We start from the raw sequence: 14054 nt of genomic DNA, 5'->3' as shown, positions 1-14054 counted from the left end.
CTCTGTGGTCCAACTGCCGCGTGTTGCGCCCGCGCAGCGCGCACGCACCCGCCCATCCCGCGCGGGCGGGATGGAACCATTCGATCGGGAACGTAAGCGGGCCGCGCCGGGCGGCGGCTATCTAGTCATTCAGGTGACAGGCGGACAGGCGTCCGCCGATATCGCGCAGCAGCGGCACCTGCGTCGTGCAGCGCGCGCTCGCGTGCGGGCAGCGCGGATGGAAGGCGCAGCCACCGGGCGGCGCCAGCGGGCTGGGCAGTTCGCCGCGGATGGGCTGGTGCGCGGGCGGACTGGCGCCCAGGCGCGGCGCGTCGGCCAGCAACGCGCGCGTATAGGGATGGTTAGGCGCGGCGAACACCTCGCGCGCGGGGCCGCTTTCGACGATGCGGCCCAGGTACATGATCACCACGCGATCCGACATATGCTCCACCACCGCCAGGTTGTGGCTGATGAAGACATAGGTCAGCGCGTGCTCGCGCCGCAGCTGCATGAACAGGTTGATGATCTGCGCCTGCACCGAGACATCGAGCGCCGACACGGCCTCGTCGCAGATCAGCAGGCGCGGACGCAGCGCCAGCGCGCGCGCGATCGCCACGCGCTGGCGCTGTCCGCCGGAGAACTCGTGCGGATAGCGCTCGGCATAGCCGCGATCGAGCCCCACCTGCTGCAGCAGCTCGCCGGCGGCGGCGGCGGCGCGCGAGCGCTTGACCAGGCCGTGGTAGACCGCGCCTTCGGTAATGGCCTGGCCGATGCGAAGGCGCGGGTTCAGCGACGCATAGGGATTCTGGAACACCATCTGCACCGCGCGGTGATAGGCGGCCGAAGCGAGATCGGCGCGCTGGCCTTGCCATGCGATCTCGCCGCCGGTCCGCGGCAGCAGGCCGGCCAGCATGCGCCCCAGCGTGGACTTGCCGCAGCCGGACTCGCCCACCACGCCGAGCACCTCGCCCTGGCGCACCTGCAGCGAGACATCGTTGACGGCATGCACCGCCTGCGCCGGCTTGCCGGCCATGCGCGCGAGCAGGCCGGGCTTGAGCAGAAAGCGTTTCTGCAGGTTGTGCGCTTCGAGCATGACCGTCATGCCGCCTCCAGGGGATAAAAGCAGCGCAGCGTGCGGCCGCGCACAGTGGTTTCGACAGGGACCTGGGCGCACGCCGGGCGCGCGCGCGGGCAGCGCGGCGCGAAGGCGCAGCCCGGCGGCAGCGCCGCCAGTGCCGGTGCCGCGCCCGGGATCGCGCGCAGGGTGGCGCCGCGCATCGCCGGCGTCGGCAGCGAATCGAGCAGGCCGCGCGTGTACGGATGCAGCGGCCGTTTGATCAGTTCGTCGACCGGCCCCTGCTCCACCACGCGGCCCGCGTACATCACGCAGACACGGTCGACCAGGTCCTTGACCACGGCAAGGTCGTGGCTGATCCAGATCGCCGCGGCGCCGGTCGCGCGCACCAGCTGCTTCATCTCGTAGAGGATCTGCGCCTGGATGGTGACGTCGAGCGCGGTGGTGGGCTCGTCGGCGATGATCAGGTCGGGCCGGTTGATCAGCGCGTTGGCGATCGCCACGCGCTGGCGCATGCCGCCGGACAATTCGTGCGGATAGGCACGCATGCGCTCCCGCGGCGCCGGGATGCCGACCCGCGCCAGCGCATCGACCGCCTGCGCATGGGCCTGCGCGCGGGTACGGCGGTGATGCACCAGCACGGTCTCGGCGAGCTGGTCGCCCACGCGCATCACCGGATTGAGCGACATCATCGGGTCCTGGAACACCATCGCGATGCGGTCGCCGCGCAGGGCCTGCCACTGGCGCGGCGAGCACGCCAGCAGCTCCTGCCCCTTGAAGCGGACCGAGCCGCCGGTGACGCGACCGGGCGGGTCCAGCAGGTTCATCAGCGAGAACGCCGTCACCGACTTGCCCGAGCCGGACTCGCCCACGATGCCCAGGATCTCGCCCGGCTCCAGCGTGAACGACACGCCGTCGACCGCCTTCACCGCCCCGTGCGCGAACGCGAAGCTGGTGCTCAGGCCGGAAACTTCCAGTAGTGCCATGCCGGGCTCCTTATGCTTCCAGCCGCGGGTTGAGCACGCGGCGCAGGCGGTCGCCCACCAGGTTGATCGAGCCGATCAGCAGCACCAGCGCCACGCCCGGGAACACGCTGATCCAGTACTTGTTCGACAGCATGTATTCGAAGCCATTGGCGATCAGCATGCCCAGCGACGGCTGCGTGCGCGGCAGGCCGATGCCGAGGAAGCTCATGGTGGCCTCGAGCGTGATCGCATGCGCGATCTGCAGCGTGCCGGTCACCACCAGCGGCGCCATGCAGTTGGGCAGGATATGGCGGAACATCACGCGCAGCGCCGGCAGCCCCTGGCCCAGCGCGGCCTCGACATATTCCTTGCGTCGCTCCACCTGCGCCGCGCCGCGCACGGTGCGGGCAAAATAGGCCCATTGCACGATCACCAGCGCCAGCAGGGTCTTGTCGACGCCCTGCCCCAGCACCGCCAGCAGGATCAGCGCCACCAGCACCGCCGGCAGGCTCAGCTGCAGGTCGACCACGCGCATGATGGCGGCATCGACCACGCCACCGAAGTAGGCCGCGGCCAGCCCGACTGCGCTGCCCACCATCAGCGCCACCACCGCGCTGATCACGCCCACGCCCACGCTGATGCGGATGCCGTAGAAGATGGCGCTGAGCAGGTCGCGCCCGGCGCCGTCGGTGCCGAGCCAGTAGTGCGCCTGGCCTTCATAGCCCGTGCTGCCAGGCCGCAGCTCGGAATCGATCACCGACACCGTGGCAAGGTCATAGGGGTTCTGCGGGCTGAGCGCATGGGCCAGCACGGCCACCAGCAGCAGCACCAGCAGCAAGGCAAGCGCGGCGGCGCAGACGCGGTTGGCGCAGAAGCGCCGCAGCAGCGAAGGGCGTGCCGGCGGCGCGGCGGCTGGCGCCGGCGGGGCCGCGGCCGGCGCCGGGAGCGCGGGAACGGCTTCATCGTTTTCGGATAGAGGCAGGGACATCGGTTCAGTCTCGGTCTTCGGTTTCAGTCTTCGATAGCGGGGGAACGGACGCGGCGGGAGCTAGGCGGCCTTGTGCCGCAGGCGCGGGTCGAGCACCACGTACAGCAGGTCGACCACCAGGTTCAGCACCACGAACAGCAGCAGCGTCACCAGCAGGTACGCCACCACCACCGGGCGATCCAGCGCCAGCACGGAATCGATGATCAGCTTGCCCATGCCGGGCCACGAGAACACCGACTCGGTCACCACCGAGAAGGCGATCAGGTGGCCGAACTCCAGCCCGACCACGGTCACGATCGGGATCAGCACATTGGGCACCACGTGGCGCAGCACCAGCCGCGCCCCGCCCACGCCCTTGGCGCGGGCAAATTTGATGTACTCCTGCCCCGCCACCTCGCGCGTGCCGGCCTCGGTCAGCCGCGCCACCAGCGAGATCTTGAACAGCGACAGGGTCAACGCCGGCAGCAGCAGGAAGCGGATGCCCTCCCAGCTGGTCACCGACAGCGGCATGCCCAGCACCGTGCTGACCGGCCCGCGCCCGCCCGACGGCAGCCAGCCCAGGTTCACCGAGAACACCAGGATGCCGATCATGCCGATCCAGAAAGTGGGCATGATCACGCCGCCGAGCGAGGCCGCCATCAGCATCCGCGCCAGCCGGCTGTGCGGCTTCAGGCCGGCGTAGACGCCCATCGGGATGCCGATGCCGAGCGACAGCAGCAGCGCCGTCACCGCCAGTTCCAGCGTGGCCGGCACGCGGCTGACGATCAACTCGATCGCGGGCCGGTTGTAGACGAACGAGTCGCCGAGGTCGCCGTGCAGCGCGCCCTTGAGGAAGCGCAGGTACTGCTGCGGCACGGGCAGGTCCAGGCCGAGCGCGTGGCGCGCCTCGGTGATCTCCTGCTCGGTGGCGGTGGGGCTGACCAGCAGGTGCACCGGGTCGCCGATCAGGTTGACCGCGCAGAACGTCAGCACCGACATGATCCAGAGCACCGCGATGCTCTGCAGCAGCCGTTTGAGTAGGGTTTCAAGCATGGTAGGAAGCCGGTGGTAGGCGGATACGGAGTGGCACGTCAGCGTTGCGGCACGGCCGGCGGTGCCGGGCGGATATTGCCGGCATAGGTGAAGCCGTCGCTGCGCGGCTGCACCACAAGCCCGTCGCGATAAGCCCAGGCGGCGCGCAGGTGATGCAGCGGGACGATACCGGCGTCGGCCGCCAGGCGCTCCGCCGCGCCCTGCTGCGCCAGTTCGCGCGGGGCCGGCGCCATGGTGCGCATGGCCTGCGCGATCAGTTCGTCGACGGCGGCGTTGGCATAGCCGCTGCGGTTGTTGGCGCCCAGGCCGGCGGCCTTGTCCTGCGCATGCGCCACCGCCACCAGCGGCTCGAGCGAATCGCCGCTGACCGCGCCGATGCCGAGCAGGAAGGCGCTGAACTCCGGCTTGCCGCCGGCGCCGCCCGAGGTGGCGCGGGTGATATAGACCGAATACGGCAGCGTGCGCACCTCGGTGCGGATGCCGGCGCGGGTCAGCATCTGCCCGACCGCTTCGCAGGTCTTGGCGTCGTTCAGGTAGCGGTCGTTGGGGCAATGCAGCGTCAGGCGGAAGCCCTGCGGATAGCCGGCCTGCGCCAGCAGCCAGCGCGCCCGCTCCACGTCGGCGCGCGGCGCCGGCACCGCCGGGGCGAAGCCGAAGAAGCCCTGCGGCACCATCTGGCCGGCCGGCACGGAATCGCCCTTGGTCACGCGCGCCGCGATCAGGTCGCGGTCGATCGCCAGGCTGATCGCCTGCCGCACCCGCACGTCGCGCAACGGGTTGGCCGCCAGCGGCTGACCCGCGTGGTCCTGCACATAGGGCGAGACCGCGCGAGCCTGGTCCAGTTGCAGGTAGTTCAGCATGTACGAGGTGGCGGCGACGGTGCGGATGCGGCCGTTGGTGCGCGCAAAGGCCTCGGCAATGCTGGCCGACGAGGCGTCGATCACGTCCACCAGACCGGACAGCAGCGCCGAGGCCCGCGCCGGCTCCTTCGGGATGAACTGGAATACCACCCGCTGCCACGGCTGCGGCCCGCCCCAGTAGCCCGGATTGCGCGACAGCGTCAGCTGCTGGCCATGCTCCCACGCCACCAGCCGGTACGGGCCGGTGCCGATGGCGGCGCCGCCGTGCGCGAAATCGGCCTCGCGCACGCCGGGGCCGAGCGAGCGCGGCAGCATCGCCACCATGCCAAGGTTCTGCGGCAGCACCGGGTTGGGCGAACGGGTGCGCACGCGCAACGTCAGCGGCCCGGTGACCTCGACCGCCGCCACCGACTTCAGGTAGGTGCGGAAGGTGCGCGCGCCCGGCAGCTTCATCGCGCGCTCGATCGAGTAGCGCGCATCGTCGGCGGTAAATGGTTCGCCATTGCTGAAGCGCACGTCGGGACGCAGCTGGAACTCCCAGGTGCGGTCGTCCAGCTGGCGCCAGCCAGTGGCCAGCTGCGGCACCGGGCGCAGCGCGTTGTCCAGGCCGACCAGGGTTTCGTAGACATGGCCCCACAGGTTGCGTCCGGTGGCGTCGAGCACATGGGGATCGGCAGCGCTGATCTCGGCCTTGTAGCCGATGCGCAGGTCGGCGGCCCGCGCGGTGTTCGCGCCAGCGATCAGCGCCGTGGCGGCCAGTGCGACGGCGGCAAGGCGCGCCCGCAAGGAAACGGCTGGGTTGGGCATGGTGGGGTGGTTCGCTTCCCGATACATTGTTTCATTCAGTGATACCGTGTACCGAAGGATAAGACATCGACATGGGTCCCGATAAGCAGGGTTTACCCCCGAGCCGTGCATCGGGCCCAAAAAAAACGGCGCCGAAGCGCCGTTTGGGACGGGAAGTGCGCGGGACGTGGCCGCGCGGTACCGGGTTCAGCCGCCCGCGTAGCCGAGTGCCCGCGACAGGTTGGCGGCCTCCGCCACCACCATCGCCACATGGCTGTCCAGCGCCTGCTGCGTGGTGCGGCTAGCCGGGCTGGCAATGCTCAGCGACGCCACCGCGGCGCCGCTGTGGTCGCGCAGCGGCGCCGCGGCAGAGACGGCGTCGGCATCGCGCTCGCCCACCGAGACCGCATAGCCGGCGGCACGGATCGCCGCCAGTTCGTCGCGCAGCGCCTGCGGCTCGATGATGGTTTTCGCGGTGAAGCGCTCCAGCGGTTGCGCCAGCACCGCCTCTGCCACCTCGGGTGCGGCGAATGCCAGCAGCAGCTTGCCGGAGGCCCCCACATGCAGCGGCCGCCGGTTGCCGATCTCGGTATGCACGCGCACCGATTGCGTCGACTCGTGCCGCGCCACGCAGACCGACTCGAGCCCGTCGCGCACGCGCACGATCACGTTTTCACCGCAGGCCGCGCCGATCGCCGCCAGCCGCGGGCCCACCAGCTTGACCAGGTCGAACTGTTCGCGCGCGGCATTGCCGACCAGCAGCGCGTTGTAGCTGAGCTTGTAGACCGCCGCCGGCGACTCGCGTGCGATCAGGCCGCGGTGCTCGAGCGTGGTCAGCAAGCGGAACGCGCGCGCCTTGGTCAGTCCGGCGCGCCGTGCCAGTTCGGTCACGCCCAGCGATGGGTGCTCAGCCACCAGCATCAGCAGGCCCAGGGCCTCATCCACCGCTTCAACGATGTAGGTCATCGATCCTTTTGGTTCAGACTCAGAAATATCCAGCGCAGATTGTAGCGGTCGCCGCAATCGTTCGCGCGCCAAGTGCGTCGCGCCAGGCTTGGATGGCCGCGTCCCCGCCCGCACCGAATACACCCTTCGGCACTTCCGAATACAAGGCAGCGGGCAAGCTACGCAATACTCTCGGGATCGCCGTGCCAGCATTGCGCCCGCACCGCCCCCGCTGGCACCACCTGACGCACCGAAGGAGAACAGATGAGCATCAACGGCAAGGCCTACATCGTCGGGGCCTACGAGCACCCGACCCGCAAGGCACCTGACAAGACCGTGGCGCAACTGCATGCCGAGAGCGCCAAGGGCGCGCTGCAGGACGCCGGCCTGACGCTGGCCGACGTCGACGGCTATTTCTGCGCCGGCGACGCGCCCGGGCTGGGCGCGGTCAACATGGTCGACTACCTCGGCCTGAAGGTGCGCCATGTCGATTCCACCGATACCGGCGGTTCGGCCTACCTGGTCCATGTCTCGCACGCCGCGCAGGCGATCGCCGCCGGCAAGTGCAACGTCGCGCTGATCACGCTGGCGGGCCGCCCGCGCTCGGAAGGCTCCACCGGCACGCAGGCGCGCAACTGGGGCGCCAACCTGCCCGACCTGCCGTTCGAAAGCCCGTTCAGCCCGGTCACCGTCAACCTGTACGCGATGGCGGCGATGCGCCATATGCACGAGTACGGCACCACCGCTGAGCAGCTGGCCTGGGTCAAGGTGGCGGCGTCGCACCACGCGCAGCACAACCCCCACGCCATGCTGCGCGACGTGGTCACGGTCGAAGACGTGCTGAATTCGCCGATGATTTCGGATCCGCTGCACAAGCTGGACTGCTGCGTGGTCTCGGACGGCGGCGGCGCACTGGTGGTGGCGCGACCGGAGATCGCCGCCACGCTGCGGCGGCCCAGGGTGAAGATCCGCGGCGCCGGCGAATACATCAAGGGCCAGCTCGGCGGCGAAGTCGACCTGACCTGGTCGGGCGCGCGCTTCTCGGGCGCCACTGCGTTTGCCGAAGCCGGCGTGACCCCGGCCGACATCAAGTACGCGTCGATCTACGACAGCTTCACCATCACCGTGCTGATGCAGCTGGAAGACCTGGGCTTCTGCAAGAAGGGCGAAGGCGGCAGGTTCGTCGCCGACGGCAACCTGATCTCGGGCGTCGGCAAGCTGCCGTTCAATACCGATGGCGGCGGCCTGTGCAACAACCATCCGGCCAACCGCGGCGGCATCACCAAGGTGATCGAGGCCGTGCGCCAGCTGCGCGGCGAGGCCCACCCCGCGGTGCAGGTCGCCAATTGCGACCTCGCGCTGGCGCAGGGCACCGGCGGCTACCTGGGCTCGCGCCACGGCAGCGCCACCCTGATCCTCGAACGTGAATAAAGCGCGGGAGCACTGACATGACGACCCCCCACATCCCCGCCGTCTACAAGGCGCCCGACGAACAACCCGACAACCTGCCGTTCTGGCAGGCCGCGCGCGAAGGCCAGCTGCTGGTCAAGGTCTGCGACGACTGCGGCAAGCCCCACTGGTATCCGCGCGTGCTGTGCCCGTTCTGCATGGGCACCACCTCGTGGAAGCCGGCCAGCGGCCGCGGCACCATCTACACCTACAGCGTGACGCGCCGCGCCGGCCCCAACCCGTTCTGCATCGCCTACGTCAAGCTGGACGAAGGCGTGACCATGATGACCCATATCGTCGACTGCGATCTCGACACGGTGCGGATCGGCCAGAAGGTGCAGGTCAAATTCTCGCCCAGCGACGGCGGCGCGCCGGTGCCGACCTTCACGCTCGCCTGAGCCGGCGTGGCCGGTAGCGGGCATTGCGCCCGCCACCTGCCACAGCCCCCTTGCTGCGAATTTCTACTGCCGCCCCGCGGCCATGCTGCCGAAGCGGCCGCTGCTGAAGTCGCGGAACGCCTCGGCGATCTCCGCCTCGGTGTTCATCACGAACGGGCCGTGGCCGACGATGGGCTCGTCGATCGGCTCGCCGCTGAGCAGCAGCACCATGGCATCGGTGCCGGCCTCGATGCTGACCGCATCGCCGGCGCCATCCAGCACCACCATCTCGGCATCGCGCACGGTGGCCTCGGCGTTGACCGTGACCTTGCCGCGCAGCACCACCAGCGCGGTATGCCAGCCCTCGGGCAGCGCCAGGCGCGGACTGGCGCCCTGGTTCAGGCGCATGTCCCACACGTGCATCGGCGTAAAGGTGCGCGCCGGGCCGCGCTTGCCTTCGTACTCGCCGGCGATCACGCGTACCGTGCCGGCGCCGTCCGGCATCGGCACCGCCGGGATATCGCGGTCGACGATGGCCTGGTAGCCGGGCGCGGCCATCTTGTCGCGCGCCGGCAGGTTGACCCACAGCTGCACCATTTCCAGCGCGCCGCCGCTTTGCGTAAACGCGGGCGAGTGGAACTCTTCATGCAGGATGCCGGCGCCCGCCGTCATCCATTGCACGTCGCCCGGACCGATGACCCCGCCCTGCCCGGTCGAGTCGCGATGTGCGACCTCGCCCTTGTAGACGATGGTCACGGTCTCGAAGCCGCGGTGCGGATGCTGGCCCACGCCGCGCGGACGCTGCGTCGGCGTGAAATCGGCCGGGCCGGCGTAGTCCAAAAGCAGGAACGGGCTCAGCTGTTTGCCGTGGCTGGTGTACGAGAACATCGAGCGCACCGGGAAACCATCCCCGACCCAGTGCGGACGCGGTGCGCTGTAGACACCCAGAATGCGCTTCATGTCGATCTCCGAGAGTGCCGGCCAGGCGGGGCCGGCAATGATCCATGAAGCGATGATAGGTGCCGCGGCCAGTGCGCGGTAGACGGCGGGATTGCGATGCAGCGTCCTGCCGCTGGAACGATGCCGCCAGCAATCAGAAGCGGTAGCGCACGTATCCCATGCTGAAGTTGGTGCCTGGATTCGGGTCCTTGATCCCGCCGTTGGACAGGTGCTGGAAGCGGTAGCCGATGGTCAGCCGCTGTGCCTTGCCGAAGGCGACGCCCACGCCGATCATGTCGGAAAACTGGAAGGCCGAGCCCATGCGATGGCCGCCGGCGATTTCGGTGTGGCTCAGCACGCGCAGGCCTACCGAGGCCTCGACGAACGGCGTGACATGGTCACCCGCATAGCTGAGGCGGAAGATCGGCGACACGCCGAACTCCATCAACTGGCTCGACGGCCGCGACGACAGCGCGCGCCAGTTGGCAACATTGACCTCCCCGTCCAGCGCCAGCGCCAGCCGGCTCGACAGCTGCCACTGCACGATCTCGTCCCAGCGCGCCGACACTTCGTATTTCTCCACGCCGTGCCGGTTGTCGCGCCCATAGCCCGCCTGCATCGAGAATCCCGCCGCGCCGGCGGCGGACGGCAGCGCCAGCAGGGCAGCCGCAACCGACACCAGAGCCGCGCGCGGCAGCCCCCCTGACAATGTGTTTTTCTTCACTGACATCCGTATCTGTCGGGCAGCGCCTGCGAGATCGACGCGCCACCGCTTTGCTTTGATCACGGCTCGACACGATAGCAGCGCTTCGACATTGCAGAAGCCCGTTCCAGGCAAACACAGTGTTCCAAAGCCGGAACAATGTTTCGGGGCGTGCTACGAAGGGGAGGCATGGCCGCCCGGCTGCAGCGTCATTCAGACAAAAAAACCCCGGCAAGACCGAGATCTTCCGGGGTGCCATGGATGGCCCGCACAGGCGCGGCGGGCCGCGCCGGCTGTCAGTCCTTCAGTTCCACCAGCAGGTCCTTCGCCGCCACCCGATCGCCCGCCTTCACATGCACCGCCGCGATCTCGCAATCGCGGTCCGCGGCGATATGGGTCTCCATCTTCATCGCCTCCAGCGCCAGCAGCGTGGTGCCCGCGGCCACGCGCTGGCCGGGCTGCACCGCCACCGTCACGATCGAGCCCGGCATCGGCGCGGCAACATGCAGCGAGTTGTCCGGCTCGGCCACCGCCCGGCCCTGGCGCGCGGCCGCGGCCTGCGCGGTGCTGCGCTGTTCGACCAGCGTGGTGCGCGACTGCCCGTTCAGCTCGAACTGGACCTTGATCTTGCCTTCGTCGGCATCGGGATGGGTGCCCTGCAGCGACACCAGCAGGGTCTTGCCGGGCTCGATGTCGATCGCCACCTCTTCCTGCGGCTGCAGGCCGTACAGGTAGGCCGGCGTGGGCACCACCGAGGTATCGCTGTACTGGCGCACATGCGCGTGGTACTCGGCGGCCTGCTTGGGGTACATCAGGTACGAGGCCAGCTGGCGGTCGTCGAGCGGCTGCTCGCACGCCGCCGCGCCCGCGGCGCGGGCCGCGTCGAGGTCGACCGGTGCGATCTGGTCGCCGGGCCGGTACGGCGCCGGCGGCTCGCCGCGCAGCACCTTGCGCGACAGCGCGGCCGGGAAGCCGTCGGGCGGGAAGCCCAGCTCGCCCCGGAACAGCGACACCACCGATTCCGGGAAGGCGATCTCCTTGCCCGGGTCGCACACGTCCGCCGCGCTCAGGTCGTTGGCCACCATCATCAGCGCCAGGTCGCCAACCACCTTGGAGGTCGGCGTGACCTTGACGATATCGCCGAACATCTGGTTGACCTCGGCGTAGGCGCGCGAGACCTCGGTCCAGCGGTGCTCGATGCCAAGCGAGCGCGCCTGCTCGCGCAGGTTGGTGTACTGCCCGCCCGGCATCTCGTGGCGGTACACGTCGGCGGTGCCGGCGCGGATCTCGGATTCGAACGGCGCGTAGTAGCGGCGCACCCCTTCCCAATACATCGATGCCTCGTGCAGGCGCTCCAGGTTCAGGCCCGGATCGCGCTCGCTGCCGGCCAGTGCCGCGGCGATGCTCGACAGGTTGGGTTGCGAGGTCAGCCCGCTCATCGCGTCGAGCGCGCCGTCGACCGCGTCGCAGCCGGCCTCGATCGCGGCCAGCGCCGACGCGGCCGAGATGCCGCTGGTGTCGTGCGTATGGAAGTGCACCGGCAGCCCGGTCTCTTCCTTGAGCGCCCTGACCAGCGCCGCGGCCGCCTGCGGCCGGCAGATGCCGGCCATGTCCTTGATGCCCAGCACGTGCACGCCGGCCTGCTGCAGCTCGCGCGCGATGCCGACGTAGTACTTCAGGTCGTACTTGGAGCGCTTGGGGTCGAACAGGTCGCCGGTATAGCAGATCGCGCCCTCGCACAGCGCGCCGCTTTCACCGACGGCATCGATCGCCACGCGCATATTGCGCACCCAGTTGAGCGAATCGAATACGCGGAACACGTCCACGCCGGCGCTGGCCGCCTGGCGCACGAAGAAGCGCACCACGTTGTCGGCATAGTTGGTGTAGCCGACCGCGTTGGAGCCGCGCAGCAGCATCTGGAACAGCACGTTGGGCACGCGCTCGCGCAACTGCTCCAGGCGCTGCCACGGGTCTTCCTTGAGAAAGCGCAGCGCCACGTCGAAGGTGGCGCCGCCCCAGCACTCCAGCGAGAACAGCTGCGACAGCTCGCGCGCATAGAACGGCGCGATCGGCAGCATGTCGGCGCTGCGCATGCGCGTGGCGAACAGCGACTGGTGCGCGTCGCGCATGGTGGTGTCGGTCAGCAGCACCGGCTTCTGCTCCAGCATCCAGCGCGAGAACTTCTCCGCGCCCAGTTCGCGCAGCCGGTCGCGCGTGCCGTACGGCAGCGCGGCGCTGGTGTCGATCGCCGGCAGCACCGGCGCGGGCAGCGGCAGCGACGGCAGCGCGCGGCCGCTCATCTCGGGATGGCCGTTGACGCTGACTTCGCCCAGGTAGCGCAGCAGCTTGGTGGCGCGGTCCTGGCGTTTGGCAAAAGCCAGAAGCTCCGGAGTCTTGTCGATAAAGCGCGTGGTGACGTCGCCCGAACGGAACGCGGGATGGTTGATGACGTTCTCGAGGAACTGCAGGTTGGACGCGACGCCGCGGATGCGGAACTCGCGCAGCGCACGATCCATGCGCCGCATCGATTCCGGCGCGGTCGGCGCCCAGGTGGTGACCTTGACCAGCAGCGAATCGTAGTACGGCGTGATCACCGCGCCGCCATAGGCGGTGCCCGCATCGAGGCGCACGCCGAAGCCCGCCGCGCTGCGATATGCGGTGAGGCGGCCGTAGTCCGGCAGGAAACCGTTTTCCGGGTCCTCGGTGGTGATCCGGCACTGCAGCGCATGGCCGTTAAGGGCGATGTCCTGCTGCACCGGCACGCCCGCGGCGCGCACCACGATCCTGCCGTCGGCATCGCGCGTGTTCTCGGTCATGCCGATATGACCGCCCTCGGTGATGCGGATCTGCGCCTTGACGATATCGATGCCGGTGACCATCTCGGTGACGGTGTGCTCGACCTGGATGCGCGGATTGACTTCGATGAAGTAGAACTGGCCGGAGTCGGCATCCATCAGGAACTCGACCGTGCCGGCGTGGGTATAGCCGACCGCGCGCATCAGCCGCAGCGCCGACTCGCACAGCGCGCCGCGCCCGGCAGCGTCGAGATACGGCGCCGGCGCGCGCTCGACCACCTTCTGGTTGCGCCGCTGCACGGTGCAGTCGCGCTCGTACAGGTGCACCAGGTTGCCATGCGTGTCGCCCAGCACCTGCACTTCGACGTGGCGCGCATTGCGCACCAGCTTCTCGACATAGACCTCGTCGTTGCCGAATGCCGCGAGCGCCTCGCGCCGCGCCGCGGCCAGCGCGCCCTCCAGGTCCTGCTCGCTTTCGAGCACGCGCATGCCGCGCCCCCCGCCGCCCCAGCTCGCCTTCAGCATCAGCGGATAGCCGATGCCGGCGGCCAGGCGCTTGCACGCCTCCAGGTCATGCGGCAATGGATCGGTGGCCGGCATTACCGGCACGCCCGCGGCGATCGCCGCGTTGCGCGCCGCGACCTTGTTGCCGAGCTTGCGCATCACCTCCGGCAACGGGCCGATCCAGCGGATGCCGGCATCGATCACGGCCTGCGCGAACTCCGGGTTCTCCGACAGGAAGCCATAGCCCGGATGGATCGCGTCGACCCCGGCCTGCCGCGCAATGCGCAGGATGTCGTCGATATCGAGATAAGCCGCCAGCGGCTTCTTGCCCTCGCCGACCAGATAGCTCTCGTCGGCCTTGAAGCGATGCAGCGCGAGGCGGTCTTCCTTCGAATAGATCGCCACCGTGCGGACGTTCATCTCGGCGGCCGCGCGCATCACGCGGATGGCGATCTCGGAGCGGTTGGCAATCAGCAGGGATTGGATCGGGCGGTAGTCCATGGCGGCAAGAAAATAGCCCTCCGTGCGCGGTGGCCACGGAAAGTCGGGTGATGGGGAATGGCGGATCACAGGCGGCAACCAGCATGCGCCTGCATCCTGGTGGGCGCAAGAAACGAGCCACCGACGCTCTTGTTGATTTACAAAAGGATTTTCAGC

The 14054-nt window shown here is 69.2% G+C and carries 11 protein-coding genes; 2 read left to right on the top strand and 9 right to left on the bottom strand.

Annotated features, from left to right (window positions below; translation table 11 throughout):
• Positions 1-121: 121 nt before the first annotated feature.
• The 6 genes from AC3FMM_RS15360 to AC3FMM_RS15335 form a co-directional block, all read right to left on the bottom strand.
• Positions 122-1081, bottom strand: a complete 960-nt coding sequence (locus AC3FMM_RS15360; RefSeq protein ID WP_116312397.1) for an ABC transporter ATP-binding protein — start codon at positions 1079-1081, stop codon at positions 122-124.
• Complete coding sequence (locus tag AC3FMM_RS15355; protein WP_115709001.1) at positions 1078-2040, bottom strand: ABC transporter ATP-binding protein; 963 nt, start codon at positions 2038-2040, stop codon at positions 1078-1080. The genes AC3FMM_RS15360 and AC3FMM_RS15355 overlap by 4 nt, the downstream gene beginning before the upstream one ends.
• A gap of 10 nt (positions 2041-2050) precedes the next feature.
• Positions 2051-3007, bottom strand: a complete 957-nt coding sequence (locus AC3FMM_RS15350; protein ID WP_115708999.1) for an ABC transporter permease — start codon at positions 3005-3007, stop codon at positions 2051-2053.
• Positions 3008-3067: 60 nt separating this feature from the next.
• Complete coding sequence (locus tag AC3FMM_RS15345; RefSeq protein ID WP_115708997.1) at positions 3068-4039, bottom strand: ABC transporter permease; 972 nt, start codon at positions 4037-4039, stop codon at positions 3068-3070.
• A 38-nt stretch (positions 4040-4077) separates the two neighbouring features.
• The gene (locus AC3FMM_RS15340; protein ID WP_488686898.1) at positions 4078-5706 is read right to left on the bottom strand and encodes an ABC transporter substrate-binding protein; all 1629 of its coding nucleotides are present in this window, start codon (positions 5704-5706) and stop codon (positions 4078-4080) included.
• Between the two features lie 186 nt (positions 5707-5892).
• Positions 5893-6651, bottom strand: coding sequence for an IclR family transcriptional regulator (locus AC3FMM_RS15335; protein ID WP_115708994.1), 759 nt, complete (start codon positions 6649-6651; stop codon positions 5893-5895).
• 243 nt (positions 6652-6894) lie between these two features.
• Here AC3FMM_RS15335 and AC3FMM_RS15330 point away from each other — a divergent pair, with 243 nt between their 5' ends.
• Positions 6895-8061 carry a thiolase domain-containing protein gene (locus tag AC3FMM_RS15330; RefSeq protein WP_115708992.1) on the top strand — a complete coding sequence of 389 codons (1167 nt, stop codon included), beginning with the start codon at positions 6895-6897 and terminating at the stop codon, positions 8059-8061.
• Positions 8062-8078: 17 nt separating this feature from the next.
• Positions 8079-8477, top strand: a complete 399-nt coding sequence (locus tag AC3FMM_RS15325; protein ID WP_012352500.1) for a Zn-ribbon domain-containing OB-fold protein — start codon at positions 8079-8081, stop codon at positions 8475-8477.
• A 63-nt stretch (positions 8478-8540) separates the two neighbouring features.
• Here AC3FMM_RS15325 and AC3FMM_RS15320 read toward each other — a convergent pair whose 3' ends face one another.
• The 3 genes from AC3FMM_RS15320 to AC3FMM_RS15310 all read right to left on the bottom strand — a co-directional run bounded on the left by AC3FMM_RS15320 (position 8541) and on the right by AC3FMM_RS15310 (position 13898).
• Positions 8541-9416, bottom strand: a complete 876-nt coding sequence (locus AC3FMM_RS15320; RefSeq protein ID WP_116312393.1) for a pirin family protein — start codon at positions 9414-9416, stop codon at positions 8541-8543.
• Positions 9417-9549: 133 nt separating this feature from the next.
• On the bottom strand, positions 9550-10125 hold the full coding sequence (locus AC3FMM_RS15315; RefSeq protein WP_473703026.1) for an acyloxyacyl hydrolase: 576 nt from the start codon (positions 10123-10125) through the stop codon (positions 9550-9552).
• Positions 10126-10394: 269 nt separating this feature from the next.
• Positions 10395-13898, bottom strand: a complete 3504-nt coding sequence (locus tag AC3FMM_RS15310; protein WP_488686897.1) for a pyruvate carboxylase — start codon at positions 13896-13898, stop codon at positions 10395-10397.
• Between the last annotated feature and the right edge of the window lie 156 nt (positions 13899-14054).

It is taken from the genome of Cupriavidus sp. 207A1, assembly GCF_057798955.1.
Note: the sequence above shows the minus strand (reverse complement) of the source record. Positions and strands in the feature narration are given on the sequence as shown.